The 26,778-nt window shown below is 69.2% G+C and carries 30 protein-coding genes; 20 read left to right on the top strand and 10 right to left on the bottom strand.

Annotated features, from left to right (window positions below):
• Positions 1-13: 13 nt before the first annotated feature.
• Positions 14-925 carry a viomycin phosphotransferase gene (vph, locus tag OG700_RS21445; RefSeq protein WP_405621870.1) on the top strand — a complete coding sequence of 304 codons (912 nt, stop codon included), beginning with the start codon at positions 14-16 and terminating at the stop codon, positions 923-925.
• A gap of 34 nt (positions 926-959) precedes the next feature.
• Here vph and OG700_RS21440 read toward each other — a convergent pair whose 3' ends face one another.
• A complete protein-coding gene (locus tag OG700_RS21440; protein ID WP_405615932.1) occupies positions 960-1,799 on the bottom strand; it encodes a DUF1963 domain-containing protein in 840 nt (279 codons plus the stop codon).
• Between the two features lie 136 nt (positions 1,800-1,935).
• Here OG700_RS21440 and OG700_RS21435 point away from each other — a divergent pair, with 136 nt between their 5' ends.
• The 3 genes from OG700_RS21435 (at position 1,936) to OG700_RS21425 (ending at position 3,300) form a co-directional block, all read left to right on the top strand.
• Positions 1,936-2,427 carry a helix-turn-helix domain-containing protein gene (locus tag OG700_RS21435; RefSeq protein WP_405615930.1) on the top strand — a complete coding sequence of 164 codons (492 nt, stop codon included), beginning with the start codon at positions 1,936-1,938 and terminating at the stop codon, positions 2,425-2,427.
• The gene (locus tag OG700_RS21430; protein WP_405615927.1) at positions 2,420-2,791 is read left to right on the top strand and encodes a DUF4180 domain-containing protein; all 372 of its coding nucleotides are present in this window, start codon (positions 2,420-2,422) and stop codon (positions 2,789-2,791) included. The genes OG700_RS21435 and OG700_RS21430 overlap by 8 nt, the downstream gene beginning before the upstream one ends.
• Before the next feature lie 89 nt (positions 2,792-2,880).
• The gene (locus tag OG700_RS21425; protein ID WP_405615925.1) at positions 2,881-3,300 is read left to right on the top strand and encodes a cytidine deaminase family protein; all 420 of its coding nucleotides are present in this window, start codon (positions 2,881-2,883) and stop codon (positions 3,298-3,300) included.
• A 106-nt stretch (positions 3,301-3,406) separates the two neighbouring features.
• On the opposite strand, the gene OG700_RS21420 is transcribed toward OG700_RS21425, so the two are convergent.
• A complete protein-coding gene (locus OG700_RS21420; RefSeq protein WP_405615923.1) occupies positions 3,407-5,221 on the bottom strand; it encodes a bifunctional metallophosphatase/5'-nucleotidase in 1,815 nt (604 codons plus the stop codon).
• 215 nt (positions 5,222-5,436) lie between these two features.
• Between OG700_RS21420 and OG700_RS21415 the strand changes: the two genes are divergently transcribed.
• From OG700_RS21415 to OG700_RS21380, 8 genes are all read left to right on the top strand, one after another.
• Positions 5,437-6,513: a YhcG family protein gene (locus tag OG700_RS21415; protein ID WP_405615920.1), complete on the top strand. Its 1,077-nt coding sequence runs from the start codon at positions 5,437-5,439 to the stop codon at positions 6,511-6,513.
• A gap of 60 nt (positions 6,514-6,573) precedes the next feature.
• Complete coding sequence (mshD, locus tag OG700_RS21410; protein WP_405615918.1) at positions 6,574-7,494, top strand: mycothiol synthase; 921 nt, start codon at positions 6,574-6,576, stop codon at positions 7,492-7,494.
• A 104-nt stretch (positions 7,495-7,598) separates the two neighbouring features.
• Entirely contained in the window at positions 7,599-8,015 is a 417-nt protein-coding gene (locus tag OG700_RS21405) for a GntR family transcriptional regulator (RefSeq protein WP_405615916.1), read from the top strand.
• A complete protein-coding gene (locus tag OG700_RS21400; RefSeq protein WP_405615913.1) occupies positions 8,012-8,929 on the top strand; it encodes an ABC transporter ATP-binding protein in 918 nt (305 codons plus the stop codon). Before OG700_RS21405 ends, OG700_RS21400 begins: the two co-directional genes overlap by 4 nt.
• A complete protein-coding gene (locus OG700_RS21395) occupies positions 8,926-9,870 on the top strand; it encodes an ABC transporter permease (protein WP_405615911.1) in 945 nt (314 codons plus the stop codon). The genes OG700_RS21400 and OG700_RS21395 overlap by 4 nt, the downstream gene beginning before the upstream one ends.
• Before the next feature lie 311 nt (positions 9,871-10,181).
• Positions 10,182-12,416, top strand: a complete 2,235-nt coding sequence (locus tag OG700_RS21390) for an RNA degradosome polyphosphate kinase (protein WP_405615909.1) — start codon at positions 10,182-10,184, stop codon at positions 12,414-12,416.
• A 19-nt stretch (positions 12,417-12,435) separates the two neighbouring features.
• Positions 12,436-13,455, top strand: a complete 1,020-nt coding sequence (locus OG700_RS21385; protein ID WP_405621868.1) for a CHAD domain-containing protein — start codon at positions 12,436-12,438, stop codon at positions 13,453-13,455.
• A complete protein-coding gene (locus OG700_RS21380; RefSeq protein WP_405615907.1) occupies positions 13,452-13,922 on the top strand; it encodes an NUDIX hydrolase in 471 nt (156 codons plus the stop codon). Before OG700_RS21385 ends, OG700_RS21380 begins: the two co-directional genes overlap by 4 nt.
• Before the next feature lie 38 nt (positions 13,923-13,960).
• Here OG700_RS21380 and tgmC read toward each other — a convergent pair whose 3' ends face one another.
• From tgmC to tgmA, 3 genes are read right to left on the bottom strand one after another with little or no spacing between them, the layout of a single operon-like run.
• Positions 13,961-15,139, bottom strand: coding sequence for an ATP-grasp peptide maturase system methyltransferase (tgmC, locus tag OG700_RS21375; protein WP_405615905.1), 1,179 nt, complete (start codon positions 15,137-15,139; stop codon positions 13,961-13,963).
• On the bottom strand, positions 15,136-16,101 hold the full coding sequence (gene tgmB / locus OG700_RS21370; protein WP_405615903.1) for an ATP-grasp ribosomal peptide maturase: 966 nt from the start codon (positions 16,099-16,101) through the stop codon (positions 15,136-15,138). The genes tgmC and tgmB overlap by 4 nt, the downstream gene beginning before the upstream one ends.
• Positions 16,101-16,379, bottom strand: coding sequence for a putative ATP-grasp-modified RiPP (gene tgmA, locus OG700_RS21365; protein WP_405621866.1), 279 nt, complete (start codon positions 16,377-16,379; stop codon positions 16,101-16,103). Before tgmA ends, tgmB begins: the two co-directional genes overlap by 1 nt.
• 188 nt (positions 16,380-16,567) lie before the next feature.
• Between tgmA and OG700_RS21360 the strand changes: the two genes are divergently transcribed.
• Complete coding sequence (locus OG700_RS21360) at positions 16,568-17,323, top strand: DUF6879 family protein (RefSeq protein ID WP_405615901.1); 756 nt, start codon at positions 16,568-16,570, stop codon at positions 17,321-17,323.
• A 10-nt stretch (positions 17,324-17,333) separates the two neighbouring features.
• A complete protein-coding gene (locus OG700_RS21355) occupies positions 17,334-18,185 on the top strand; it encodes a helix-turn-helix domain-containing protein (protein WP_405615899.1) in 852 nt (283 codons plus the stop codon).
• On the opposite strand, the gene OG700_RS21350 is transcribed toward OG700_RS21355, so the two are convergent.
• Entirely contained in the window at positions 18,180-18,392 is a 213-nt protein-coding gene (locus OG700_RS21350) for a DUF397 domain-containing protein (protein ID WP_405615897.1), read from the bottom strand. The genes OG700_RS21355 and OG700_RS21350 overlap by 6 nt on opposite strands.
• A gap of 139 nt (positions 18,393-18,531) precedes the next feature.
• Between OG700_RS21350 and OG700_RS21345 the strand changes: the two genes are divergently transcribed.
• Positions 18,532-18,651, top strand: coding sequence for a DUF6879 family protein (locus tag OG700_RS21345; protein ID WP_405621864.1), 120 nt, complete (start codon positions 18,532-18,534; stop codon positions 18,649-18,651).
• A 102-nt stretch (positions 18,652-18,753) separates the two neighbouring features.
• Here OG700_RS21345 and OG700_RS21340 read toward each other — a convergent pair whose 3' ends face one another.
• Positions 18,754-19,611: a phosphotransferase family protein gene (locus OG700_RS21340; protein WP_405615895.1), complete on the bottom strand. Its 858-nt coding sequence runs from the start codon at positions 19,609-19,611 to the stop codon at positions 18,754-18,756.
• 239 nt (positions 19,612-19,850) lie between these two features.
• On the opposite strand from OG700_RS21340, the gene pstS reads away from it, so the two are divergent.
• The 4 genes from pstS to pstB all read left to right on the top strand — a co-directional run bounded on the left by pstS (position 19,851) and on the right by pstB (position 24,010).
• Positions 19,851-20,984 (top strand): phosphate ABC transporter substrate-binding protein PstS, encoded by a 1,134-nt coding sequence (gene pstS, locus OG700_RS21335; protein WP_405615893.1) that lies wholly within the window; start codon positions 19,851-19,853, stop codon positions 20,982-20,984.
• Between the two features lie 98 nt (positions 20,985-21,082).
• Positions 21,083-22,081: a phosphate ABC transporter permease subunit PstC gene (gene pstC, locus OG700_RS21330; protein WP_405615891.1), complete on the top strand. Its 999-nt coding sequence runs from the start codon at positions 21,083-21,085 to the stop codon at positions 22,079-22,081.
• Complete coding sequence (pstA, locus tag OG700_RS21325; protein ID WP_405615889.1) at positions 22,078-23,151, top strand: phosphate ABC transporter permease PstA; 1,074 nt, start codon at positions 22,078-22,080, stop codon at positions 23,149-23,151. The genes pstC and pstA overlap by 4 nt, the downstream gene beginning before the upstream one ends.
• Before the next feature lie 82 nt (positions 23,152-23,233).
• Positions 23,234-24,010 carry a phosphate ABC transporter ATP-binding protein PstB gene (gene pstB, locus OG700_RS21320; protein ID WP_405615886.1) on the top strand — a complete coding sequence of 259 codons (777 nt, stop codon included), beginning with the start codon at positions 23,234-23,236 and terminating at the stop codon, positions 24,008-24,010.
• 217 nt (positions 24,011-24,227) lie between these two features.
• On the opposite strand, the gene OG700_RS21315 is transcribed toward pstB, so the two are convergent.
• Positions 24,228-25,226 (bottom strand): anion permease, encoded by a 999-nt coding sequence (locus OG700_RS21315; RefSeq protein ID WP_405615884.1) that lies wholly within the window; start codon positions 25,224-25,226, stop codon positions 24,228-24,230.
• Positions 25,227-25,231: 5 nt separating this feature from the next.
• Positions 25,232-25,852 (bottom strand): DUF47 domain-containing protein, encoded by a 621-nt coding sequence (locus tag OG700_RS21310; RefSeq protein WP_382561593.1) that lies wholly within the window; start codon positions 25,850-25,852, stop codon positions 25,232-25,234.
• Between the two features lie 212 nt (positions 25,853-26,064).
• Between OG700_RS21310 and OG700_RS21305 the strand changes: the two genes are divergently transcribed.
• A complete protein-coding gene (locus OG700_RS21305) occupies positions 26,065-26,466 on the top strand; it encodes a metal-sensitive transcriptional regulator (RefSeq protein WP_405615882.1) in 402 nt (133 codons plus the stop codon).
• A 37-nt stretch (positions 26,467-26,503) separates the two neighbouring features.
• Here OG700_RS21305 and OG700_RS21300 read toward each other — a convergent pair whose 3' ends face one another.
• Positions 26,504-26,680, bottom strand: coding sequence for a hypothetical protein (locus OG700_RS21300; RefSeq protein ID WP_405615880.1), 177 nt, complete (start codon positions 26,678-26,680; stop codon positions 26,504-26,506).
• Between the last annotated feature and the right edge of the window lie 98 nt (positions 26,681-26,778).

The following is a 26,778-nucleotide window of genomic DNA, read 5'->3' as shown; positions in this document are numbered from 1 at the left end:
GATGGGGATGGAGATCGAGGTCCTTGAGACGCGTCGCGCTCTGCTGAGCAGGCTGCTGCCCGATGACGATCCGGCGGAACTCGACGTCCGCCAGGGGCAGTTCCACCATGTGGTGCTCGGCGCGGACCGTGTCGTGTGCTTTCCCCGTACCGAGGCGGCGGCCGGCAGACTGCCCGCGCGGGCGGCGGTGTTGCGTGTGCTCGCGGGGCTGGGGCTCGGCTTTCGTACGCCGGAGCCGCTGTTGGAGAGCGGAGACCGGGGAAGCCTGGGAACGGCGGACGAGGTGCCCTTCCTGGTTCTCAGTCGCGTACCGGGGGCGCCGCTGGCCGTTGGCGCGCTCAAGGACCGCGATGTGGCCGAGGCAGTGGCGTCGCAGTACGCCGCGCTGCTGGCCGGACTGGCAGATGCGGGCGCCGACCGTGCCGTACGGGCCGCGCTGCCGCACGCGCCGGAAGACGGATGGCGACGGTTCGCGGCGGGCGTACGCGCGGAGCTGTTCGGGCTGATGTCCGACGGCGGACGGCGGCGGGCCGAACGGGAGTTGGCCGCGCTCGACAGCCTCCCGCATCTCACCGGAGCGGTGGTGCACGGCGACCTCGGGGCGGAGAACGTCCTGTGGGAGGCAGGGGAGGCAGGGGACACGGAGGAGGCAGCGGGCAACGACGGACTGCCCCGGCTCGGTGGCGTGGTCGACTGGGACGAGGTCACGCTCGGCGACCCCGCCGAAGACCTCGCGGCGATCGGCGCCGGCCACGGCGAGGAGCTCCTGGCGCGGGTGCTCACGCGGGGAGGCTGGTCGGACGACGACGCACTGACCAGCCGGATCGCCACGATCCGCGCCACCTTCGCCCTCCAACAGGCCCTTGCCGCGCACCGGGACGGCGACGAGGAGGAACGCGCGGACGGCCTGGCCGGCTACCGCTGAGGCGCCCTTCGCCGTCCGCCCCGGTGCGCGGTGGTCACCAGATGTCCGGGGTGGGTATCGCCCGGCTGAAGTCACCGGCCCGCAGCGCCCCGGTGGGGATCGACCAGTGCATCCAGCCGCCGTCACCCCCGATGTACCAGTCTTCCCGTCCGGACAGTTGGAGCAGGTGGTGGTAGAGGGCCGGGTCTTCGCCAGGTGGCAGCCACGCCGGGCTTGCCGTGGGGAATTCCGGCCGGCCGAAGGCGATGTCCTCGTCGTCGAGCGCGCCCGGCCGCTGCGACCAATCGGGCAGCCGGCCCTCCAGATGCTGGGCGGGCATGGCCTTGGCCATGTAGTCGGCCTCCGGACCCAGGTCGAGGGTGTCCCAGGCCGGGTCCCAGGTGTCGGGAAAGACGAATCCGGGCGATGCCGTCCACGCGACCGGCTCGAAGACGCTGGACCGGGCAGGCGCGTTCGTCTCGACGGCGTGCGCGGCACGGGCCGCGATCACCTTCCCCATCTGTGGGTCCTCAAGGCCGTACGTGCGCGCCAGTTCGTACGCGCCGGGGTCGCACTGCTCGGAGTCGCTGTCGAGAGAGAAGAAGTTGAGCAGGCCCGTCCCGGCCGGGAGGAGGTCACCGAGCCAGGGGGCCAGGGCGTCGGCGTCGAGAACCGCGAGCAGCGTCAGCGGAAAGCCCTCGCAGGTCGGCCAGGGCGTGCCCGGTTCGAGCATCGCCCGGCCGCCGAATCGGCTGTGCCCGGTGGCCTCGCCGGGCTCGGCCGTGGTGAGCGCGAAACCGGGCCGGGCGAGGTCGACGAAACGGGCGGCGAGCGGTGGGCCGAGCCGTTCGGCGCAGAAGTCTCGCAGGGCGGTGAGGGTGGCCTGTGGGTCCATCGAAACATTCAAACACCCGCCTCTGACAGCGCTGTTGGGATCGGGGGCGACCTCGACGTGAACGCAGATGATCGAATCACTCCCTATTTTCCATAGAGAGGACACAGAAAGGTAGTTTGAGGTAAGATTCGTCCCCATGGAGAGCAGTGACCGCGAGCTGTACTCGGTCGGCGAGGTCGCCGAGCGGCTGGGGCTACATGTGCGGACCGTGCGGAACTATGTCCGCGACGGGCGGCTGAAGGCCGTACGGATCGGCAAGCAGTACCGGATCAGCCGGGCGGACTTCGAGGCGCTGACCGGCCACCCGGAGCCGGTGGCCGAGCCGGTGGCCGACGAGCCGCGCGGGCGGTACGTGGAGGTGTCGACCCTCGTGCAGATCGACTCGGTCGGCCCGGACGCCGCGAGCCGGCTGAGCACCTTCGTCACGGCGAGCGCGCAGTCCGCACGCGGCGGCGCGGCGCACTCCCTGCGTATCCAGACCGTCTACGACGAGGAGCGGGCCCGTATGAAGATCGTGATCCTCGGCAACGCCGCCGACACCGCCGACGCGCTGCACCTGCTCGACAGCGTGCTCGGACCGGGCAACGACCTGCTGCCCACCGAAGGAAGGGAGTCGGACCGTGCCTGATCTTCTCGTGGAGCACCACGGCGTACAGGTGCTGGTCTGCGACGCCGACGGCGCCCCGATCGCCACCGAACAGGACGCGCTCGACCAGCTCGTCGGCGCGGCCTTCCAGGGCGCCGAGCTGATCGCGGTCCCGGCCGGGCGGTTCGACGACAGCTTCTACGACCTCAGCAGCGGGGTCGCCGGCGCGATCCTCCAGAAGCTCGCCAACTACCGGCTCCGGCTGGCCGTCGTCGGCGACATCTCGCACCACCTGCGGGCCAGCGCGGCGCTGCCCGACCTCGTACGGGAGGCGAACCGGGGGCGGGACGTCTGGTTCGTGGCCGATCTGGACGAACTCGCGGCGCGGCTCGGCGCCCGCCCGTAAGCCCGTACGCCCGGTAAGCCCGCGACCAGCGTCGCCGGTCGCGGAAACCCCCTGGCCACGAGGCAGTTGGGGTCGGTACCTTCCCCTGGATGACAACTGCATCCGATACATCCAACGACGAACTCATCGCATCCGCCCAGGCCGTACTGAATCCGCACCAGGTGGGTGACCGGCTGTTCGGCGACGTGGGGGCCACGCTGGTCACCGAGGCGGGCAGCCTGTACTCGGGCGTCTGCGTCGATACGGGTTCCGGCACGGGCTTCTGCGCCGAACTCGCGGCCATCGCCGCCATGGTCACCGCCCGCGAGTACCGCATCGCGAAGGTGGTGGCCGTCTGGCGCAGTGACGAGGGTGCGCTGCATGTGCTGCCGCCGTGCGGCCGTTGCCGGGAGTTCATCCGCCAGATCGATCCGGCCAATCTCGACACCGAAGTGGTCCTGGGCCGCGACAGATCGGCGGCGCTCCGCGAGCTGCTGCCCGACCACGAGTGGCCCGACCCGCTGGACTAGGGCCTCTCGTTTGGTGTTCTGTCCATGGAGGTTGGGAACGCGGACAGGCGGAGGGCGGCGGGACGTGTAGCGTCCCGCCGCCCTCCGCACCTCTCCGTGCCCGTGACTACTTGATGATCGTGATCCGGTCGGTCGCCGGCGGTGCCAGCGGCGCGGTGGCCGTGGAGTTCGCCGCCAGGTAGGTGTTGAACAGGTCCAGGTCGGACGCGCCGACCAGCTTGTTCGTGCCCTCGGCCAGTACCGGGAAGCCGTCGCCGCCGCCCGCCAGGAACTCGTTCATCGCGACGCGGTACGTCTTCGCCGGGTCCAGCGCCGCTCCGTCCAGCTTCACGGAGTCGGTGACGATCCGGTCGGCGCCCGTCTTGGTCGTGTCCAGGGTGTAGGTGAAGCCCTTCGAGACCTGAAGGATCTTCATGGACGCCGCGTTGGCGCCGCTGACCTGCTGCTGGAGCGCGGTGATGAGCTGCGCGCCGGTGAGGTCCACGACGTTCAGCATGTTGGTGAACGGCTGCACGGTGAACGCCTCGCCGTACGTCACCACACCGTCGCCCTCACTGCCCGAGGCGGCGTACACGAGGTCCGAGCGGATACCGCCCGTGTTCATGAACGCGATCTGCGCGCCGCCCTTGTCGGCCGGAGCCAGGCCCGCGAGCTGCGCGTCGGCGATGACGTTGCCGAGCGGCTTCTCCAGCGCGGTGGAGCCGCGGCCCGCGATGTCGGCGGAGATGAAGCCCTGCGGCGCGCCCGCGATCGGCGCCGCGGTCTTGTTCCAGCGCGTGATCAGGTCGGTCATGTCCTTGGCCTTGGCCTGGTCACGGCTGACGACGTGGTTGGCCGACTTCACCTTCGTACGGACGACGTCATTGGTCCGCAGGTCGTAGGTGAGCGTGGTGTCCGTGTAGACCTTGCCGAACGACGAAGCCGAGGTCACCATGCGGTCGTTGCCCGCCGGGTCGGGGACGGTGCACGCGTACGCCTGGTGCGTGTGGCCCGTCACCAGCGCGTCGACCTTGGGCGTGATGCCCTTCGCGATGTCGACGACCGGACCCGAGATGCCGTCACCGGGGCCGGGGCTGTCGCAGTCGTAGTTGTACGAGTCGGAGGCCGGCGCCCCGCCCTCGTGGATGAGCGCGACGATCGACTTGACGCCCTGGCGGTCCAGTTCCTTGGCGTACTTGTTGACGGTCTCGATCTCGTCGTGGAACTTCAGGCCCTTGACGCCCTCGGCGGTGACGACGTTCGGGGTGCCCTCCAGGGTCACACCGATGAAGCCGACCTTGACGCCGTTCTTCTTCCAGACGGTGTATGGCTTGAGGACCGGCTTCCCGGACTTCTCGTACGTGGCGTTGGCCGCCAGGTAGGGGAAGTCGGCGCCCCGGAACTTCTTGCCCTTCTCGTAGCAGCCCCCCGTCGGGTGACAGCCGCCGTTCTGGAGGCGGGTCAGCTCGGCGGAGCCCTCGTCGAACTCGTGGTTCCCGACGGCCGTGACATCGAGGTCGATCTTGTTCAGCGCCTCGATGGTGGGCTCGTCGTGGAACAGGCCGGACATTATCGGGCTGGCACCGACCATGTCACCGGCGGCGGCGGTGACCGAGTAGGGGTTGCCCTTGCGCGCGGTGCGCAGCGAGGTGGCCAGATACTCGACGCCACCGGCGGGCACGGCCTTGACGGTGCCGTCTGCCTGCTTCTCGTTGACGTTGCCCGCGGACCCGGCCGGCGGCTCCAGGTTCCCGTGCAGGTCGTTGAAGGAAAGCAGTTGGACGTCCACGGTACGGGGCTTGGAGTGCCCGTGCCCCGGTCCATGACTCTGCGCCCCGGCGGCTGCGGGCGCGGCGGCGGCGAGAGCGCCCAGCGTGGCAAGCCCGGCCACGGCGGCGAGCGCCCGCCGGGCCGCGCGATTCTTCTGCGGTGTCGGTGACATCGGTCCCCTTGTTGCTTCCGCTTGTAAGTTCCGTGTGAAGGATAGGAGCTGCGTGCGGCAGCCTAGAGTCCACGCGCGTAGAGCAACAGGGTTGTTCTGGTTACGACCTGGTTGCCAATGCCCGTCAACGGGCGGCCTTCGCGCCTCACCCGTACGGCGGACATATGAGCGCAGGAACGTCACCGCACTGGCGTACACACGGAAGTGTGTACGCCATGGAAAGCGAGATCACGGCGAAAGCCGTCGTACCCCAGCAGGGGACATCCGAACTGCCCGCCGGTTTCTTCGAGTTGATCGACGACCTCAAATCGGTGGTGCGCGGCGCGCACGTACGGGCCCAGCTCAAGGTCAACACCGAGATGATCCAGATGTACTGGGAGATCGGCCGGACGATCCTGGAGCGGCAGCGCGAGGAGGAGTGGGGGAGCAAGGTCATCGACCGGATCTCCACCGAGCTGCGGACGGAGTTCCCCAACCAGCGCGGCTTCAGCCGCAGCAACGTCAAGTACATGCGACAGATGGCCCGTACCTGGCCGGAGCCAATTGGCCAACAAGCTGTTGGCCAATTGCCCTGGGGCCACATCGTGGTGCTCATGAGCAAGTGCGACACCCGCTTCGAGCTGGACTTCTACGCCCAGCACGCGGTCCACAACGGCTGGTCCCGAGACCGTCTGACGGTGGTGATCCGCGACGAGCTGCATCTCGCCCAGGGGGCCGCGGCCAACAACTTCGACGTGACCCTCCCGGCACGGTCCAAGGCCGTCAAAGAGATCACCAAGGACCCGTACCGCCTCGACTTCACCCGGCTGACCCGTGAGGCCGCCGAGCGAGATCTCGAAGACGCGCTCGTGGACAACCTCGTCCACTTCCTCACCGAACTCGGCTTCGGATTCGCCTTCGTCGGACGCCAGTACCCCATCACCGTGGGCACCAAGGAGTTCCGCATCGACCTGCTCTTCTACCACTTCAAACTGCACCGGTTCGTGGTGATCGAGCTCAAGACGACGGAGGCCCAGCCCGCGCACCTCGGGCAGCTCGGCTTCTACGTGGGCGCCGTGGACGCCTTCGTCCGCGATCCGGACCGGGACGACGACACCATCGGCATTCTGATCGCCGAGAGCCGCGACAAGGCGTCCGTCGAGTTCGCTCTCCAGCTTCAGAATCAGCCCCTCGCTGTCGGCACCTACGCCGGGCTGCCGGAGGAGGTGAAGGAGCTGATGCCCAGCGCCGAGGATCTGTCGCGGATCGCCGACAAGGTCCTCCACCCCGAGGCGGCCACCGATCGCCCGTAAAAGCGGAATTCCGAAAGCGGAACCCGGAGGGTACGCGTGATCGCGCCGTACCCTCGACGTATGAATGAAACGGCAGCCCCCGACCCGGGCCGGCAGATCGCCACCCTTGACGAGATCACCCCTGAGCAGGCACGGGCCGTACTCGCGCTGCTCGATGACGCGGCCCGGGCCGACGGGACGCAGGCCGTGTCCGAGCAGGGGCGGTTGCAGTTGCGCGGGGGGCCGAGGGACGGGGTGCGGCATTTTCTGCTGACCGCCGGTGGGCAGCTCGTGGGGTACGCCCAGCTTGAGGACACCGATCCCGTGGAGGCGCCGGCCGCCGAGCTGGTCGTGCATCCCGCGCACCGGGGGCGCGGGCACGGGCGGGCGCTCGGGGCCGCGCTGCTGGCCGCGTCCGGGAAGCGGCTGCGGGTGTGGGCGCACGGCGGCAAGTCGGCCGCCCGGCATCTGGCGCAGGTGCTCGGGCTGACCATGTTCCGTGAACTGCGGCAGCTGCGACGGCCGTTGGAGCCCCTGGACATCGCCGAGCCGGTCCTGCCCGAGGGCGTCACCGTCCGTACCTTCGTGCCCGGCGAGGACGACGCCGCCTGGCTCGCCGTCAACGCCGCCGCCTTCGCCCACCACCCCGAGCAGGGCGGGCTGACCCAGCGCGATCTCGACGACCGCGAGGCCGAGCCGTGGTTCGACCCGAAGGGCTTCTTCCTGGCCGAGCGGGACGGCCGGCTCGTGGGCTTCCACTGGACCAAGGTGCACGCCGACGAACACCTCGGCGAGGTGTACGTCGTCGGCGTCAGCCCCGACGCGCAGGGCGGCGGTCTCGGCAAGGCGCTCACCGCGATCGGGCTGCGGTATCTGGCCGCGCAGGGCCTGCCGGCCGCGATGCTCTACGTCGACGCGGACAACACGGCGGCCGTGACGGTCTACGAGCGCCTGGGCTTCACGACGCACGAGGTCGACCTCATGTACCGCACGGAGACGTAGAGCACTGAAGCACCAGGCCAAGTAGGCCAAGGGGCGGTGAAGTTGACACCGCCCCTTCTTCACCCCATCCTTTCACTACTTCCCTAGTGAAAGGGTGCTTGCGGGTGATCGAATACCGCATCGACCGGCGCAGCGGTGTCGCCACATACCTCCAGATCGTCCAGCAGACCAAACAGGCCCTACGGCTCGGCCTGCTCGAACCCGGCGACAAACTGCCCACGGCACGCGAGGTCGTGGAAGCCACGGCCATCAATCCCAACACCGTCCTCAAGGCCTACCGCGAACTGGAGCGCGAAGGCCTGGCCGAAGGGCGGCGCGGGCTGGGGACCTTCGTACGCGGCACCCTCGGCGGCGGCCCCGCCGACAGCCCGCTGCGCACCGAACTGCGCGCCGAACTCGCCGCGTGGGCCGAGCGTGCCCGCGCCGGAGGGCTGGAGAAGGACGACGTGACGGCGCTCTTCACCTCCGTCGCCGACGAACACTTCGACACGGAACACCAGAACCAGGGGGAACGCTCATGACAGCTGCGGCGATCGAGGCGACCGGCCTCGGCAAGCGCTACGGAAAGCGTCGGGGCTGGGCGCTGCGCGACTGTTCCTTCCGCATCCCGGAGGGCCGTGTCTGCGCCCTCGTCGGGCCCAACGGCGCCGGCAAGTCCACCCTCCTCGCCCAGGCCGCCGGACTGCTCCCGGCCACCGAGGGCGGCGTCCGCGTCCTCGGCGAGCACCCGGGCGACGTGCGCGACCGCCTCGCGTACGTCGGCCAGGACAAGCCCCTGTACGGGCGGTTGACCATCGGCGAGACGCTGCGCATGGGGCACGAGCTGAACCCCGGCCGCTGGGACGCCGAGGCCGCCGAACGGATCGTCACCGAGGGGCGGCTCGACCTCGGGGTGCGCGTCCGTACGCTCTCCGGCGGCCAGCGCACCCGCGTCGCGCTCGCCCTCGCGCTCGGCAAGCGGCCCGAACTGATGCTGCTGGACGAACCGATGGCCGATCTCGACCCGCTCGCCCGCCATCAGCTGATGGGCACGCTCATGGCCGACGCCGCCGCGCACGGCACCACGGTCGTGATCTCGTCGCACATCCTCACGGAGCTGGAAGGCACCTGTGACTACCTGCTGCTGCTCGACGAGGGCAGGGTCCGCCTCGGCGGCGAGAGCGAAGACCTGCTGACCGCGCACCGGCTGGTCACCGGCCCCGTACGCGACCTGGCCCCGCACACGGTCGTGGACTCCCGCACCACGGGCCGCCAACTCACCGCGCTGATCCGCCCCGACGGGCCGGTCGGCCCCGACTGGCGGACCGTGGAACCTTCCCTGGAGGAAATGTTGCTCGCCCATCTGCGCTCCCCGGGCGCGCCCGTCCTGCTCACCCCGAGCGCCGAAGCCGGGCAGGGCGCCGCGCGCACCGTCGCCGACGAGGTGACGGCATGAGCGCGCTGACACCGCGCGGCCCGGCCTGGGTCGCCGTACGGCAGCACCGCCCCGCGCTGTGGACGGCGCTGCTCGTCGTGGTGTTCGCCATCGGCTGCTGGGGCGCGGCCCGTGTCTGGGTCGGCTCGGCGGGGTTCACGGTGAGCTGCGGCAAGGGGTGTGCCGCCTCTACGGAGGCGGCCGGCTGGTTCCACTGGGCGGAGAGCTACGTCGCGGGCACGACCGTCCTGCTGCCGCTGCTCGTCGTGGTGTTCACCGCCGGTCCGCTGATCGCCCGCGAACTGGAATCGGGCACATACCGACTGGCCTGGACCCAGTCGGTGTCGCCCGCCCGCTGGCTCGCCGTACGACTCGCCTGCGTCGCCGCGGTCGCCATCGCCGCCACCGTCCTGCTGGTCGTCACCTTCCGCTGGAGCAGGCACCACACCCTGAACGAGCCGGACGCGGACCTGTACTCGTCCCTGTTCTGGGGCGACCGCACGGTCTTTCCGGCCATGGGGGTGACCGCTGTCGGCTACATCCTGCTGGCGGTCTCCGTGGGCGCGCTCGCGGCCCTGATCGTGCGCCGCACCCTGCCGGCGATGGCCGTCGGCCTGGTCGCCACGGCGGGAGTCGGGCTGTTCTTCGCCTGGGTACGGCCCCATCTGTGGCCGGCCCTCACGGCCGAGGGGGCCGACGTGAGGGATGGCTCCCACCTGTGGTTCGTGCAGCAAGGCGTCCTCCTGCCCGACGGCAGCCGGATGACCCGGGAACAGTGCTGGGACATGGGCTACTCGAAGTCGCCGTGCGGCCAGGAATCCCCGGCCCTCACCCCCTTCTCGGACTACCACCCCGAATCGCACTTCTGGCCCCTCCAGCTCGTCGAAACGGGCCTCGTGCTGCTGCTCGCCGCGGCGTGCGTCTTCGCCGCTTTCAAGGTATTGCGCCGCGTCCACGGCTGATCCCGGCCGGCCACGTGGTCCCGTCCGCCGCAGGGGGGCGGACGGGATCACGTACGTTCGCCCCGTACGTTTCACCGCGTACGACCCGTGCGCCGCCCCCGCCACGCCCCGCCCCGCTTCCCCGCACGTCATGTCGCCGTTACCGGCCATTCAGACGCGCTTGCGACCCTCACGGAATGCAGCCCGCTGTACCCCCCACTCCGAACGGCAGGACCGGCAGGACCGGCAAGACCGGCAAGACCGGAAGGTTCCGCCTCGCCCCCGCCGGCTCCGACGCGCCTGTCGTGCCCTCCGCGCGGAACAATGGAGGTATGAGCCAGCCCAGCCAGCAGCCTGCCGAGACCCCGGCCCACCCGCAGCCCTCCGTCGGGTCCATCGCCGCACACCGGCCGCACACGGTCGCCGCCGCCGTGTCCGATCTGGAGCCCGATCTCGACGCCGATCTCGACTCGTACGAGCAGGACGACCACGCCGAGGGCGACGAGCTGCCCCAGGGCCGCTTCCTCGACCGTGAGCGCAGCTGGCTCGCCTTCAACGAACGCGTACTGGAACTGGCCGAGGACCCGGCCACCCCGCTACTCGAACGGGCGAACTTCCTCGCCATCTTCGCGTCCAACCTGGACGAGTTCTTCATGGTCCGCGTCGCGGGCCTGAAACGCCGGATAGCGACCGGCGTCGCCACCCGTTCGGCCTCAGGGCTCCAGCCCCGCGAAGTGCTCGACCTGATCTGGACCCGGTCCCGGGAGCTCATGGCCCGGCACGCCGCCTGCTTCCAGCAGGACGTCTCCCCCGCGCTCGCCGACGAGGGCATCCACCTGATCCGCTGGGCCGACCTCACGGAGAAGGAGCAGGCGCGCCTGTTCACCCTCTTCCGGCAGCAGATCTTCCCCGTCCTGACGCCGCTGGCCGTCGACCCGGCGCACCCCTTCCCGTACATCTCGGGGCTCTCCCTCAACCTCGCGGTCGTCGTCCGCAACCCCGTCAGCGGCCACCGCCACTTCGCCCGCGTCAAGGTCCCGCCGCTGCTGACCCGCTTCCTGGAGGCGTCCCCGCAGCGGTACGTGCCGCTGGAGGACGTCATCGCGGCGCACCTGGAGGAGCTGTTCCCGGGGATGGAGGTGCTGGCGCACCACATGTTCCGGGTCACCCGCAACGAGGACCTGGAGGTGGAGGAGGACGACGCGGAGAACCTCCTGAAGGCGCTGGAGAAGGAGCTGATGCGGCGCCGCTTCGGCCCGCCGGTGCGCCTGGAGGTCGAGGAGTCGATCGACCCGTACGTGCTGGACCTGCTGGTGCGTGAGCTGAAGGTGTCCGACGCCGAGGTGTATCCGCTGCCGGGGCCGCTGGATCTGACCGGGCTGTTCGGGATAGCCAAGCTCGACCGGCCGGAGCTGAAGTTCCCCAAGTTCATCGCGGGCACGCACCGCGACCTCGCGGAGGTGGAGTCGGCGTCGGCGCCGGACATCTTCGCGGCGCTGCGGGAGCGCGACGTACTGCTGCACCACCCGTACGACTCGTTCTCCACCTCCGTCCAGGCGTTCCTGGAGCAGGCGGCGGGCGACCCGGACGTGCTGGCGATCAAGCAGACGCTGTACCGCACGTCCGGCGACTCCCCGATAGTCGACGCGCTGATCGACGCCGCCGAGTCGGGCAAGCAGGTGCTGGTCCTGGTCGAGCTGAAGGCCCGCTTCGACGAACAGGCCAACATCAAGTGGGCACGCAAGCTCGAAGAGGCCGGCTGCCATGTCGTGTACGGGCTCGTCGGGCTCAAGACGCACTGCAAGCTCTCGCTCGTGGTCCGGCAGGAGGGCGAGACCCTGCGCCGCTACAGCCACGTCGGCACCGGCAACTACCACCCCAAGACGGCACGGCTCTACGAGGACATGGGCCTGCTCACGGCCGACCCGCACGTCGGGGCCGACCTCTCCGACCTCTTCAACCGGCTGTCGGGATACTCGCGCCGCGAGACGTACCGCAGGCTGCTGGTCGCGCCCAAGTCGCTGCGCGACGGGCTGATCACCCGCATCAACAAGGAAGCGGCGCACCACCGTTCGGGGCGCCCCGCGTACGTACACATCAAGGTCAACTCGATGGTGGACGAGGCGGTCATCGACGCGTGCTACCGCGCGGCGCAGGCCGGCGTACCGGTGGACATCTGGGTGCGCGGCATCTGCGCCGTACGCCCCGGCGTGCACGGCCTGTCGGAGAACATCCGGGTGCGCTCGATCCTCGGGCGGTTCCTCGAACACTCCCGGATCTTCGCCTTCGGCAACGGCGGCGAGCCCGAAGTGTGGTTCGGCAGCGCCGACATGATGCACCGCAACCTCGACCGCCGTATCGAGGCTCTGGTACGGGTCACCGACCCGGCGCACCGCGCGTCCATCACCCGGCTCCTGGAGACCGGCATGGCGGACACCACCGCCTCCTGGCACCTGGGCGCCGACGGCAACTGGACCCGGCACTCCGTCGACGCGGACGGGCAGCCGCTGCGGCACGTACAGGAAATGCTCATTGACGCCCGGAGGCGCCGGCGTGCAGCACCATGAAGCGGACACCGCGGGCTCGGTGGGTACGGCGCGGCCGGCCCACTGCGGCGGCGCGTTCGAGGAGACGGCGGGCCAGGTGCTCGCCGGGTATCTGAACGCCCGGTGCGGGGACTTCCTGCGCAGCCTGCGGCTGTACGGGGAGGCCGGCTCGGACACGGCGGCGGCCCAGGACGCCGCGTCGGCGCTGCGCCGCTCGGCGCGGCGGATCGGGGGCGGCCTGCACACGTTCCGGGTACTGCTGGACCCGGTGTGGGCGGACCAGCTCCGCACGGAACTGGGCTGGCTGTCCGGCACCCTCGCGCAGGAGTACGCGTGCACGGCGCGGCTGCACCGGCTGGTGTCGGCGCTGGCGCGGCTGTCGGGGGCGGGGCCGGTGCCGGGGCCGGTGCCCTCCGCCCGAAACGGCGAAGGCGTGCTGACGGTCGGGGCATCACGCGCCGGGGCGCTGCTGGAGCGGCAGTTGACGCTCGCGCGTACGCGGTCACACTCGGCCGCGCTCCAGGCGCTGGGCTCGTCCCGCTTCCACGCGGTGGCCGACGCCGTCGCCGTACTGGCCTCCGAGGTACCGCTGGCGCCGCTCGCGGGCGCGCCCGCCGCCGAGATCCTGGCGGCACCGCGCGGCGCCGCCGAACGGCGCCTGCTCGACGCGGTGGCCGCGCTGCCCCTGACGCGCGCCGCACACCCGTACAACGCGGAAGCCCTGGTCCACGGCCTCGCCACCCCCTCCGACGGCGAGGCCCAGGACGCCCCGTGGCACCAGGTGCGACTACTGCTCAGGCTCCACCGGTACGCCCAGGAGGTCCGCCGGTCGGCCGGCACCCCGGACCCGGCACTCACCGACGCGGGCAGCGCCCTGGACCGCCACCGCGACGCGGCCGAGGCGGCAGCCGCCGCCGCGAACGCGGCCCGCACCCCGCGGATCGCCCCGACGACGGCGTACGCGCTGGGGGTGCTGCACGCGGACCAGCGCCACGAGGTGGAGGCGGCGCGCTACGACTTCCAGCGGATCTGGCAGCGGACGACGGCGGTGACAGCGTGAACGAGCCCACCGGCGCCCGTACGCACACGATCCTGGCGGCGGGCTGCGTACTGTGGCGCAAGTCCCCATACGCGGCGGACGGCAACGGCACGGAGATCTGCCTGGTCCACAGGCCGAAATACGACGACTGGTCCTTCCCGAAAGGAAAGCTCAAGCACGCGGAGGACGCCCTGGCGGGGGCGCTGCGCGAAGTCCTGGAGGAGACGGGCCACCACTGCTCCCCCGGCCCCCGGCTCGGCACGGTCAGCTACCTGGCCAACGGCCGCCCCAAGCAAGTCATCTACTGGGCGGCGGAAGCCACGGACGGCGCCTTCACCCCGAACGACGAGGTCGACCGCGTCCTCTGGCTCCCCCCACCCACGGCCCGCACCCACCTGACGCAACCACGCGACCGCCTGCTGATCGACACGCTGCTGGACTCCCACTCCCTGCCGGAGAGGCACCCGAAGAGCGCGCCGGAGGCATAGCGGGCGTTGCCGGGCCACAAGGGTCCGCTCTGCCTCCTTCAGACGAGACCGTGTCGCCAACGCAGCGACGGGTTGTCCTCAATCCAGTACGTGTGGGACCTGTCGGTGATGTGGAGCCGTACGGCGTCGATGTCGGGGCTGCCCGCGTCCTGCCACGCGACGAGGGCCTGCTCGATGGCGTCCCACAGGGCCACCGGGCCGCCCTGGCGGACCGTCCAGCCGTCGCCGGCGCCGTCGCCCTCAGCGGTGAACTGGGCGAAGGACTCGCGCTCAGGGTCGAAGACGTACAGCAGTCTGGTCCCGTCGCTCCGAGCGGCCCGGACGAAGTGCGCTCCGGGCGCGGCGAGTTGGGCGAGGAACGCGGGCATCCACTCGTCCAGCATGGTGGGAGGCACCTTCGTCTGACTCTCGCTGTCCGCGTAGGCCGTCCGAGCGGACAGATCACCGGCCACCGGCACCACAGCCTGGGATCGTGCCTGCATGAACGAAGACCGGCCGATGATCCGGCCCTCGGCGGTGCCGTCCCTTCCCACGGTGACCTTGGCCAGGCCACTGCCGTAGCCCCAGGAGCCAACCGTGCCCAGGATGATTCCGCCGGGCTTGGTCTGCCGGACCCACGTGTGCGGAATACGGCGGACGGCGCAGGTGGCGATCACGCGGTCATACGGAGCGCGGCGTGGATGTCCGAGGAGTCCGTCCCCGGCCACGGTCCATGTCGAGAACCCAGCCGCTTCCAGCGCGAGGTCCGCCCGTGCCGCCACATCCGGGTCCACCTCGACCGTCGTTACGTTCTCCTCGCCGAGGCGGTGACACATCAGGGCCGACGAGTAGCCGGAGCCGGTGCCGATCTCCAGCAGCCGCTGCCCGTCCTCCACGTCCAGGTGCTCGATCATGCCGACCACGGTGACCGGAGTGGTTGACGACGATGTGGGCGCCCCGGTGACGAGGTCGGCGGTCCGGTCGGCGGTGAGGTATCCGTCGAGCTGGGTGACGAGAGACTGATCCGTGTAGGCGATCTCCGCCCACTCCGCAGGGCCGGCTCCGAGTGCGGTGACCGGTCGCCACCGGTCGGCGCCCTCGGGCAGGAACACCCCTGGATTCAGGAACAGCTCACGTGGTACGGCCTCCACCGCGGCTCGCCACCGGGGAGTCGTGAGGACGCCGGCCTTCTCCAGCCGGTCGGCAAGGGCCTGCCGCTGGGGCGCGGTGTCGGTCATGGTGCGTCTCCTCGTGTCAGCAAGTCAGCGAATGCGGCGGACATCTCCAGCCCGGTCCTGGCCTCCAGCCACCCCCACTGGCCGTTCGGGTTCAGCTCCAGCCACCAGTAGTCACCCGTCCGGTCCACGGCGAGGTCAAAGCTGCCGGACAGCAACTCGAAGTGTTCCAAGTAGCCGAGAAGCGCCTTGTTTACGTGGTCGGGAAGGTCCACCACGGCGTAGGAGAGGGCTGAGTAGTCCTTGCGCCAGTCCAACAGGCCGGAGTCGATCCGTACGGCGAACACTCGCCTGCCGACCACCAGCACCCGCAGATCAGCCACCTTGTCCACACGGGCCTGGAACAGGTGAGGCGTCACGCTCACGCTGTCGTCAACCTCGGCGGCGGTCACCGGCTCCGCCCACCCGGTCACCGGAACTCCGGCTCGCTCGTAGGGGGTCCACCGCAACGTTTTGTGGATGACCTGCCCGTGGGCGTCGATGAACTCTCGCGCCTCGGCCGGGTCGTTGGTGACGAGCGTCGGCGGCACGGTAAGGCCGAGTCGCTGAGCGAGGGCGAGTTGAGCGGGCTTGTAGTCGGCGGCGGCGTTGCGAAGGGGGTGGTTGACCCACAGCGGACCGTCGAGCGCGTAGAGGGTGCCTCCGAGTCCATATCGGACCTGTGCGGCGGCGAAGCGCGCGTCGTCGTCGCCCAAATGCTCGAAGGTAGGCCAGACAGGGCGGCGCCAGTACACCGACCGCACCTCGGTCAGGTCGGCGGTCCTCGACAGGGTACGAACCTGCCCAGCCACGGGTGCCGGGCGGGTACCGAACCGAGCCGAGACCGTCAGGCCCGCTCCCATATCGGCGGGGTTGAACCTGACCACCGGCACACTTCGCCGGTTGAGTTCATTGATCACCATGTCGGCGGTGACATCGTCCGCATCGGTGGCCACGAGCACGGGCCTCGGCTCGGTCGCGGACACTAGTCGCGCTCGTTGTCCTGGTCGTGGCCCTGGTCGTTCGCAGAGTCCGAGTTGGTGATCGTCGAGGTCTCGGTGCCGCAACTGGTGCCGTGCTTGCCCATCTCGACCACCTGGCCGAAACGGTCGCGGAACATGCCGACCTGCGTCACGGGGTCGATGGTGACCGTGGCGTGCGGACGGAGAATGGTGGTCGGATACGGCGCGAGTCGGCCGGCACCCCAAGGGGGGACGGTGGCGAACCGCAGAGTGGCTGGGGCGCTCTCGGCCGCCCCAGCCATGAAGTCACACGTAGTAGCCATGAACGGAACGTTAGAGACGCAACGTCATGACCAGCGCCGAGATTTCTTGATTTTTCTCAGTCGAGGCCATATTTGCTCCTGATTTCTTGCATGGTTGGCTACCTCCTGTCCCGTGGGATCACAGGATCAGAGATGCTGACGGTTCAACCCGGCGGAAGGACTCGGCCATGGCTCGGCAGCTGCGCTTCAAAGGCACGGACAGCAAGAACGGTGGCTGTCCCGCACTGCATGAGGACATCGATTCAGGCGAGTGGATCGTCCAGGGCAAACCACTCACCGACCCCGAAGACACCTCCCAGCTTCAGCACTTCACGCCCGGGGAGTCCGCGATCGTCGTGCCGCGTGAACTGCTCGTACACTTCGGCCCCAAGGAGGTCGACCGCGTGCCCCAGACGATCAGCTTGGAAGAGTTCGGCCGTCTCTTCGAGACGTTCGAGCACTCCGCCTGGCGGCTCGAAACTCGGCGCGGCTATGCCTCCGACCGAGAAGACGAGACCTACCGGGAGTTCGTGGAGACGGGCACCGTGCAGTGGGATCTCGATGACGAGTGGTGCACGAACATGCGTCATCAGACATCACAAGGAAAGAGCGTCGGCAGGGTCCGCATTGTCGACAGCCCGCCGACTAGCGGGCAGCTCTTCCTTCTTGACAACGCACGGCGCAATGCGGCCACAGGTGAGGACATGCGCAACCTGTGGCGTGCGGACGCCGACCGGCTGCGACTGCCCGCCGAGGACTTCTGGATCTTCGACTCACGGATGATCGCACTGCTTCACTTCGACGACGCGGACAACCTCCTCACCGTCGAAACAATCACGGATCCGGTCGAGGTCAACCGCTACGCCCAGACGCGTGACGCGGCCTTGCACCACGCCATCCGATACGACGAGTTCGCGGTGCGGGTGGCTGCGACAGAACAGTGAGACCGAACCGGTGAGTACGGACTACCAGCAAGCGCGGGTCGCCCTTGGGATACGGCTCCGTGAACTCCGTCTCTCACGACCCGATGGCCGGCTCACCGGTTCACAACTGGCCGCCCTTCTCGGCTGGCCGAACTCAAAGATCAGCAAGCTGGAGCACGGACGGCAAACCGCGACCCCCGAGGACCTGCGGGCATGGGCAGAAGCGACGGGGCAGCCTGACGCATATGACGAACTCGCGTCACGGCTACGGGGTTTCGAGTCCCATATCCGGTCGTGGCGGCGCCAACTCGCCAACGGGCACCGGCCTGTGCAAGACACCTGGAACGCGCAGGTTGACCGGTCCCACACCATCCGCGTCTGGGAAGAGTCCGTTGTCGCGGGCATGCTGCAAACCCCCGACTACGCACGCCACATGTTCACCCTGTACGCGGAACTCCACGGTCTCATCCCGGACACCGAGGCAGCGGTCCGGTCGAGGATGAAACGTCAGGAATGGCTGTACCGGTCGGGCGGAAAGCTACGCGTCATCATGTGGGAAGCCGCCCTGCACGCCTTGATCTGCCCACCCTCCGTACTCGCGACGCAGCTGGACAGGCTGACTGGGGCCATAGGCATGGACACCGTGGAACTCGGCATCGTTCCCTTCGGCGCCTCGCTCAAGATCCCGGCCGCGAACGGCTTCTGGATCTTCGACGACCGGCTCGTCATCACCGAGGACTGGCATGCGGAATTGTGGGTGGACGACAACGTCGGCCTCGCCACGTACCTCAGAGTGTGGGACACGCTGCGCGAATCCGCGGTGTACGGCGCCGACGCGCACCGCGTCATTACGCGAGCGGGCCGGATGCTCTCCGCGTCATGACGTGCGATCCGGCCGATCGGCCTTGACGCCACCGAGGAACGTGGCGAACGCGCCTGCCGTGACGGCGAGCAGCGGGCCGTGCGGGATCTTGGAATCACGGATGCCGGTGGTATCACCGGCGAAGGCCACCTCGACGCAGTTGTCGCCACCCGAGCTGAAACTGCTCTTCACCCAGTGGGCGGCTTTCAGATCAGCCTTGCTGGTCAAGCTTCCTCCTTGATAAGGCCCTTGATGAACTCACGGGACGCCGGAATGTCCAGTGCCCGCGCACGCAGGTGGTTGAACGCGATGTCATAGCGCCCCACGTACCTGGTCGTGTTTCTCCACTTCACCGGGGGAAGGCGAACTGTCCCCGGAGGGTGACGAGGAGCGCACGGCTGACCCGGCCGTCGTACGGCTCTGTTCGGCGGCCTTCGAGGCGGTGTGGGAACGGTCCGTCCCACACGAGCAGTACAGGCCGTCCTGAACCACGAGTAAAGCAGGCACAGTTGCCTCGTGGCCCAGCCATCGGCCCTTTCGCCCTGCGCCTACTCCCTCGCGGACGCAAGTACGCGCGCCAACGTGTCGGCTACGCGAGCCCCCGCCACGGCTCCGGCGGCGACGAGGCGAAGAACCGCAGGATGCCGAGCAGCCGGGAGGCCGGGGGTGCCGTCCAGTGGCGTTCGCCCGGGACCGGGGCGGGGTTCGTCAGGCGGGCGAGCGCCCAGGTGAGGTGGTGGCGCAGGACGCGGGCCTCCCAGGCACGGTCGTACGAATCGCCGTCCGCGTCCCCGCCCGCCTCCCGGTAGCCGTCGAGCATCGCCGGGACGCCCGGCAGTGGCGTCTTGGCGAACTCGACCGCCGGGTCCGCCCACATCGCGTCGCCCCAGTCCACGATCCCGGTCAGCGACACCGGCCCCGGCCCCGGCGTCACCATCAGGTTCTGCGGGGCGATGTCGCCGTGCAGCAGGACGCGGGGCGCCGCGCCGCCGGGGATCCGTTCCGCGAGCCGGTCGAACCAGCCGTCCAGCCAGCGCGCGGCCTCCGCGTCGAGCATGCCGTCCGCCAGCAGCCCGGCGACCAGCCGGTGCGGGGCGTCGGCCTCGGGCTCGTACTCCACAGGAACGCCACGCGCGCCTCCCGGCGGCACCCGGTGCAGCCGCGCCAGCTCCCGGCCCACCTCCCGGAAGACCTCCTCGGCCCCACCGGAATCCCCCAGCTCCGCGAGGTCCACCCCCGGCACCCGCTCCAGCACCATGTACGGCACACCCACCTCCGTACGGCTGTCGTCGAAGGTGACGAGCGCCGGGGTACGCACCCCCGCCGCCCGCGCGACCGGAATCACCGCCGCCTCCTTCACCAGGTCGGCGGCGAACGCCTCCGTACGCGGAACACGCAGCACCAGGTCGGGTCCGAGGAGATACGCGCGATTCGCGACCCCGGACACGGTCGGGCGCACTTTTTCGGCGGGTACGCCGTGTCGGGCGGCGATGGCGGCCAGAGCCGCACCAGGCTGTCCGTCACGGTTCACCTTCCGTTCACTCCCATCCGTCAGCGGCTTCACCTGATCTGCCTAATTTCGGACTTACACAGTGACCGGCACACCGCCGGATCCACCACCCCGACGCACGCCGCCGTACAAGTGCGTACACGCACCCAGGCGGCTCCTGGAAGGAACAACCCGAAGTGAAGCTTCAGCGCACGAACCGGCTGCGCGCCACCGCGCTCGGTGCCCTCGCCGTCTCCGGCGCCCTGGTTCTCACGGCGTGCGGCTCGGACGACAATACGCAGAACTCCGGCTCCGGCGACAAGAGCGCCGCCGCCTCGAACATCAAGTGCGACGACGCCAAGGGCCAGGTTCTGGCCGCCGGGTCGAGCGCCCAGAAGAACGCGATGGACCTCTGGGTCAAGAACTTCCAGCAGGCATGTGCGGGCGTCGAGATCAACTACCAGCCGATCGGTTCCGGCGGTGGCATCACCAAGTTCACGCAGGGCCAGGTCGCCTTCGCGGGCTCCGACTCCGCCCTGAAGCCCGAGGAGGTCACCGCCTCCGAGGAGATCTGCAAGGGCGGCAAGGGCATCAACCTCCCGATGGTCGGCGGCCCCGTCGCCATCGGCTTCAACGTGCCGGGCGTCGACAGCCTCGTCCTGGACGCCCCGACCCTCGCCCAGATCTTCGACTCGAAGATCACCAAGTGGGACGACAAGGCGATCGCCGACCTCAACCCCGACGCCAAGCTGCCGGGCACCGCGATCCAGGCGTTCCACCGCTCGGACGAGTCGGGTACGACGCAGAACCTGAACAAGTACCTCAAGGCCGCCGCGCCGTCCGACTGGAAGTACGACGACAGCTCGAAGTCCTGGGAGGCCAAGGGCGGCCAGGCCGCCAGCGGTTCCTCCGGCGTCGCCTCCAGCGTCAAGGAGACCGAAGGAGCCATCGGCTACTTCGAGCTGTCCTACGCGACCGCCAGCGACATGACCACGGTCAAGGTGGACACCGGCGCCGGCGCGCCGGTCGAGGCCACCACGGAGAACGCCTCCAAGGCCATCGCCGCCGCCAAGGTCAAGGGCACCGGCAACGACATGGCGCTGGAGCTCGACTACGCCACCAAGGCCGAGGGCGCCTACCCGATCATCCTGGTGACGTACGAGATCGCCTGCGACAAGGGCAACAAGGCCGAGACCCTGCCGGCCGTCAAGGCGTTCCTCAACTACGCCGTCAGCGAGGAGGGCCAGAAGGTCCTGGCCGACGCCGACTACGCGCCGCTCCCGACCGAGATCGCGGCCAAGGTCCGCGAGATCGTCCCCACCCTGTCCTGACCCCCGGACGTGGCCGGTCCCCGCGACGGGACCGGCCACGTCTTCCGGTGCACCGCCGCCAGGAGCCGTAACCCGGCTCCGCAGACCGGAGAAACCCGATGGATACAGCAGCCGCACCCACCGACTCCCCGCCACCGCCCCCACTCGCGGGCCAGGGCGCGCCCAAGGGAAAGAAGCAGCCCGGCGACCGGATCTTCCTGGGCCTGTCCCGGGGTTCCGGCATCACCCTGCTGGTCATCATGGCCGCGATCGCCGCGTTCCTCGCCTACCGCGCCGCCCTCGCGATCTCGAAGGACGAGGCGAACTTCCTCACCGCCTTCGAGTGGAACCCGCAGGGCGACCCGCCGCAGTTCGGCATCGCCGTACTCGCCTACGGCACGGTCGTCAGCTCGATCATCGCCATGGTGATAGCCGTCCCGGTCGCCATCGGCATCGCGCTGTTCATCTCGCACTTCGCGCCCCGCCGGGTCGCCGCCCCGATCGCCTACCTGGTCGATCTGCTGGCAGCGGTACCGAGCATCATCTACGGCCTGTGGGGCGCCGTCTTCCTCGTCCCGTACCTCGACGGCCTCAACAAGTGGCTGGACGAGTACTTCGGCTGGACGTACATCTTCGAGAAGACGAACGAGGGAATCGCCCGCAACCTGTTCACCGTGGGCATCCTGCTGGCGATCATGATCCTCCCGATCATCACCAACGTCATCCGCGAGGTCTTCCTCCAGTCGCCGAAGATGCACGAGGAAGCCGCACTGGCCCTCGGTGCCACGCGCTGGGAAGTCATCCGCATGTCGGTCCTCCCCTTCGGCCGTTCCGGCATCATCAGCGCCTCGATGCTCGGTCTCGGCCGCGCGCTGGGCGAGACGATGGCCGTCGCGGTCGTCCTGTCGCCGAGCTTCCTCTTCTCGGGCCATCTGCTCGACGCGGGCGGCGGTACCTTCGCGCAGAACATCGCCGCGAAGTTCAACGAGGCGGACGGCTTCGGCAGGGACGCGCTGATCGCCTCCGGTCTCGTCCTGTTCGTCATCACCCTGCTGGTCAACGGCGCGGCCCGCGCGATCATCGCCCGCCGCAAGGAGTACTCGGGGGCCAACGCATGAGCCACACGCTTCAGGACCAACGGCCCACGGCCATAGAGCCCCAGGGCTCGCTGTCGCACGCCCGGATGCCCCGCTGGGCCCCCGCGGCCATCGCCGCCGGCTCCCTGGCGCTGGGCTGTCTGATCGGTGTGACGGCGGGGCTGGACAGCAAGGTCCAGTGGGGGCTGCTCGCCGCGCTGCTCTTCGTCTCCGGTACGTACCTGATCACCGCCAAGGTGGAAGGCAGCCGGCAGGGCAAGAACCAGGTCGCGACCAGCCTCGTCTGGGTCTGCTTCCTGCTGGCCGTCATCCCGCTGTTCTCGCTGGCCTGGATCACCGTCAGCAAGGGCGCCTCGGTCGTCGACGGATACTTCCTGACCCACTCGATGAGCGGACTCCTCGACACGGACGAGGGCGGCGGCATCTACCACGCGCTGCTCGGCACCATCGAGCAGGTCGCCATCGCCGCCGTGCTCGCCACCCCGATCGGTCTGCTGACCGCCGTCTACCTCGTGGAGTACGGTCGCGGCAGGCTCGCCCGCGCCGTCACCTTCTTCGTGGACGTGATGACCGGCATCCCGTCGATCGTCGCCGGCCTGTTCGTCCTCGCGACGTGGAACCTGATGCTCGGCTTCGGCCCCTCCGGCTTCGCCGGCGCCCTGGCGCTCGCGATCCTGATGATGCCGGTGATCGTGCGCTCCACCGAGGAGATGCTGAAGCTCGTCCCGAACGAGCTGCGCGAGGCGTCCCTGGCGCTGGGCGTGCCCCAGTGGCGCACCATCCTCAAGGTGGTCCTGCCGACCGCGATCGGCGGCATCACCACGGGCGTGATGCTCGCGGTGGCGCGTATCACCGGCGAGACGGCGCCCGTGCTGCTGCTCGTCTTCGGTACGAAGCTCATCAACCCAAACCCGTTCGAAGGCGCCCAGTCGTCACTGCCGCTGTACGTGTACGAGCAGTACTCGGTCGGCACCAGCGCCTCGATCGAGCGCGCCTGGGGCGCGGCCCTCGTACTGATCGCCTTCGTCATGCTCCTCAACCTGGTGGCGCGCGGCATCGCCCGCTGGAAGGCCCCCAAGACCGGCCGCTGAGGCCCCGAAAACCGGCCCCGAAGTTCCGGCTCCGAAGTTCCGGCTCCGCCGAGCGGGGTCACGCAGAAAGCAGTGATTGAAGATGGCCAAGCGAATCGACGTCAGCGGCCTGACGGCGTACTACGGCACCCACCGGGCGATCGACGACATCTCCATGACCGTCGAGCCCCGCTCCGTGACGGCCTTCATCGGCCCGTCCGGCTGCGGCAAGTCCACGTTCCTGCGCACCCTCAACCGTATGCACGAGGTCACGCCCGGTGGCCGCGTCGAGGGCAAGGTCCTGCTGGACGACGAGAATCTGTACGGCCCGAACGTCGACCCGGTCGCGGTGCGCCGCACGGTCGGCATGGTCTTCCAGCGGCCCAACCCGTTCCCGACCATGTCGATCTTCGACAACGTCGCGGCCGGCCTGCGGCTCAACGGCAAGTACCGCAAGAGCGAACTGGCGGACGTCGTCGAGAAGTCCCTCAAGGGCGCCAACCTCTGGAACGAGGTCAAGGACCGCCTCAACAAGCCCGGTTCCGGCCTCTCCGGCGGCCAGCAGCAGCGGCTGTGCATCGCCCGCGCGATCGCGGTCGAGCCGGACGTCCTGCTGATGGACGAGCCGTGCTCGGCGCTCGACCCAATCTCCACGCTCGCGATCGAGGACCTGATCGGCCAGCTCAAGGAGCGCTTCACGATCGTCATCGTGACGCACAACATGCAGCAGGCGGCGCGGGTCTCGGACCGTACGGCCTTCTTCAACCTGTCGGCCGTGGGCCAGCCCGGCAAGCTCATCGAAATAGACGAGACGGAACGCATCTTCGCCAACCCGTCCGTGCAGGCCACGGAGGACTACATCTCCGGCCGCTTCGGATAGGCCCCGGCGCCAAAAGCGTCCTGCGGTGCTGCATGGCGGTGCCACCGCGAGGCGAAGGGCCCGCCCCCTCTCCCAGGGGGCGGGCCCACTCACGTTCGGTACGGCCTTACGGCTGCGGGACCGGGCGCCTCAGCCGAAGGCCGGGTTCACCAGCCAACGGTGCTTCCCCGGGGGACGACCCCCGGCCCCCCAGCCAAGGGGACACCCCGCAACCCACTCAGCCGAACGCCAAATTCACCAGCCAGAAACTGACCGCCGCCACCAGCGCCGCCGCCGGCATCGTGATGAACCAGCCCAGGATGATGTTCTTCGCGACACCCCACCGCACCGCGTTCACCCGCTTCGTCGCGCCGACGCCCATGATCGCCGAGGTGATGACGTGCGTCGTCGAGATCGGCGCCTGGAAGATGAACGCCGAGCCGAACATGATCGACGCGCCCGTCGTCTCCGCCGCGAACCCCTGCGGCGGGTCCAGCTCGATGATCTTGCGGCCCAGTGTCCGCATGATGCGCCAGCCGCCCGCGTACGTACCCAGCGAGAGCATCACCGCGCAGGCGATCTTCACCCAGACCGGGATCTCGTCGCCCTGGCCCTCGACGTCGGCGATGACCAGCGCCATCACCACGATGCCCATCGTCTTCTGCGCGTCCTGAAGGCCGTGCCCGAGCGCCATGCCGGCCGCCGAGACCGTCTGCGCGATACGGAAGCCGCGCTTGGCCTTGTGCGGGTTGGAGTTCCGGAACATCCACATGATGCCGACCATCACCAGATAGCCGACGACAAGACCGACGATCGGCGACAGGAACATCGGGATGACGATCTTCTCCAGCACCCCGGTCCAGATCACCTCCGTCCCGCCGGCGAGCGCCGCGCCCACCATGCCGCCGAAGAGCGCGTGGGACGAGGAGGACGGCAGGCCGTAGTACCAGGTGACCAGGTTCCAGACGATCGCGCCGACGAGCGCGGCGAAGAGGATCCCCATCCCTCGCTGCCCGTGCGGTGTGGCGATCAGCCCTTCACTGACGGTCTTGGCGACCCCCTGGCCGAGAAACGCGCCCGCGAGGTTCATCACCGCGGCCATCGCCAGCGCGGCGCGCGGGGTCAGCGCCCGCGTCGACACCGATGTCGCGATGGCGTTCGCGGAGTCGTGAAAGCCGTTCGTGTACGTGAAGCCGAGCGCGACACCGATGGTCACGATCAGGGCGAAGGTGTCCACGTGGTTCAGGACTCCTTGACCGCGATCGTCTCCACCGTGTTCGCGACGTGCTCGAAGGCGTCGGCGGCCTCCTCCAGCACATCCACGATCTGCTTGAGCTTGAGGACTTCCATCGCGTCGTACTTACCGTTGAAGAGCTGGGCGAGCAGCTTGCGGTGGATCTGGTCGGCCTGGTTCTCCAGGCGGTTGACCTCGATCCAGTACTCGGTGAGGTTGTTCATCGTGCGCAGGTGGGGCATCGCCTCGGCGGTGAGCTCCGCCGCCCGCGCCAGCACCTCGATCTGCTGCTCGACGCCCTTGGGCAGCTCCTCGACCTGGTAGAGGACGACCAGGTCGACGGCCTCCTCCATGAAGTCCATGATGTCGTCGAGCTGCGAGGCCAGGTTGTAGATGTCCTCGCGGTCGAACGGCGTGATGAAGGAGGAGTTCAGCTGGTGGAAGATCGCGTGTGTGGCGTCGTCCCCCGCGTGCTCCGCCGCCCGCATCCGTTCCGCGATCTCGGCCCTGGCGGAGGAATCCGCTCCGAGCAGTTCCATGAGGAGCTTGGAGCCCGTGACGATGTTGTCCGCGGACGCGGCGAACATGTCGTAGAAGCTCGTCTCCCTGGGGGTCAGACGAAAGCGCACGAGGGATCCTCGGGTTACATGGGATTCGGTCAGGCTGATGCTAAGCGCATCATCCGGCCACGGCTAACCGGCGGCCTTCAGTGTGCTGCATGGGACACGACGATCATGAAGTGCCCCTGCCCCCGCGCGAGCGACTGGGTATCATATACCTACCTAGGGTATTTACGACCCTTTCGGACATCCACCCCGAAGCACCCCACCAGGAGGACGCGATGACGACCACCGAGGCGGCCGGCGCGGCGACCAGCGACGCGACCTCCGGCACGACCACCGAGGCCACCACCGAGACCACCACCGTCGGCGACGAGATCGTCACCGATCACGACCGCGGTGTGCACGGCTACCACAAGCAGAAGGACGAGCACCTCAAGCGGCTGCGCCGGATCGAGGGCCAGATCCGCGGCCTCCAGCGGCTCGTCGACGAGGACGTCTACTGCATCGACATACTCACGCAGGTCTCGGCCTCCACGAAGGCGCTCCAGTCCTTCGCGCTCCAGCTGCTGGAGGAGCACCTGCGGCACTGCGTGGCGGACGCGGCGGTCAAGGGCGGGGACGAGGTCGACGACAAGGTCCAGGAGGCGACGAAGGCGATCGCGCGCCTGCTGCGTACCTGACGGACGTGGGAGCGCGGCGGTCAGCTCTCGGTTTTGCTCAGCGGCAGGACGCTCTCCCGCCGCGCTCCACGCCCACCTTCAGCACTTCGTCGATGCGGTCCGCACTGAGCCGTTCACCGTCCGCGGCCGACGCCGCGATCATCAGCTCTCCGCAGAGTTCGATCTCGGCGAGGGCCACGTGGTCCTGGACGGTCGGCGTGCGCGACAGAGCCACGTGCGTTCACCTCTTCCTGCCGGTGTCGTCCTCCTGGCGGTGTCGACTGCCGGCTTCCTAGGGTAAGGAGGGTGAGGCGTGACGCGCATGGCACGTCC

This window comes from Streptomyces sp. NBC_01508, assembly GCF_045040315.1.
Lineage (GTDB): Bacteria > Actinomycetota > Actinomycetes > Streptomycetales > Streptomycetaceae > Streptomyces.
The sequence above is the reverse complement of the archived record's forward strand: the minus strand, read 5'-3'. Positions and strand labels throughout refer to the sequence as shown.

Bases quoted from the DNA above. Each gene is read 5' to 3' on its own strand.
- OG700_RS21415 (WP_405615920.1), top strand. From the start codon at position 5,437: ATGGAAAGCGAGATCACGGCGAAAGCCGTCGTACCCCAGCAGGGGACA.
- OG700_RS21395 (WP_405615911.1), top strand. From the start codon at position 8,926: ATGAGCGCGCTGACACCGCGCGGCCCGGCCTGGGTCGCCGTACGGCAG.
- pstB (WP_405615886.1), top strand. From the start codon at position 23,234: ATGGCCAAGCGAATCGACGTCAGCGGCCTGACGGCGTACTACGGCACC.
- pstC (WP_405615891.1), top strand. From the start codon at position 21,083: ATGGATACAGCAGCCGCACCCACCGACTCCCCGCCACCGCCCCCACTC.
- pstA (WP_405615889.1), top strand. From the start codon at position 22,078: ATGAGCCACACGCTTCAGGACCAACGGCCCACGGCCATAGAGCCCCAG.
- OG700_RS21420 (WP_405615923.1), bottom strand. From the start codon at position 5,221: ATGTCACCGACACCGCAGAAGAATCGCGCGGCCCGGCGGGCGCTCGCC.
- OG700_RS21390 (WP_405615909.1), top strand. From the start codon at position 10,182: ATGAGCCAGCCCAGCCAGCAGCCTGCCGAGACCCCGGCCCACCCGCAG.
- OG700_RS21400 (WP_405615913.1), top strand. From the start codon at position 8,012: ATGACAGCTGCGGCGATCGAGGCGACCGGCCTCGGCAAGCGCTACGGA.
- OG700_RS21425 (WP_405615925.1), top strand. From the start codon at position 2,881: ATGACAACTGCATCCGATACATCCAACGACGAACTCATCGCATCCGCC.
- OG700_RS21440 (WP_405615932.1), bottom strand. From the start codon at position 1,799: ATGGACCCACAGGCCACCCTCACCGCCCTGCGAGACTTCTGCGCCGAA.
- OG700_RS21360 (WP_405615901.1), top strand. From the start codon at position 16,568: ATGGCTCGGCAGCTGCGCTTCAAAGGCACGGACAGCAAGAACGGTGGC.
- OG700_RS21305 (WP_405615882.1), top strand. From the start codon at position 26,065: ATGACGACCACCGAGGCGGCCGGCGCGGCGACCAGCGACGCGACCTCC.
- mshD (WP_405615918.1), top strand. From the start codon at position 6,574: ATGAATGAAACGGCAGCCCCCGACCCGGGCCGGCAGATCGCCACCCTT.
- tgmC (WP_405615905.1), bottom strand. From the start codon at position 15,139: ATGACCGACACCGCGCCCCAGCGGCAGGCCCTTGCCGACCGGCTGGAG.
- OG700_RS21435 (WP_405615930.1), top strand. From the start codon at position 1,936: ATGGAGAGCAGTGACCGCGAGCTGTACTCGGTCGGCGAGGTCGCCGAG.
- tgmA (WP_405621866.1), bottom strand. From the start codon at position 16,379: ATGGCTGGGGCGGCCGAGAGCGCCCCAGCCACTCTGCGGTTCGCCACC.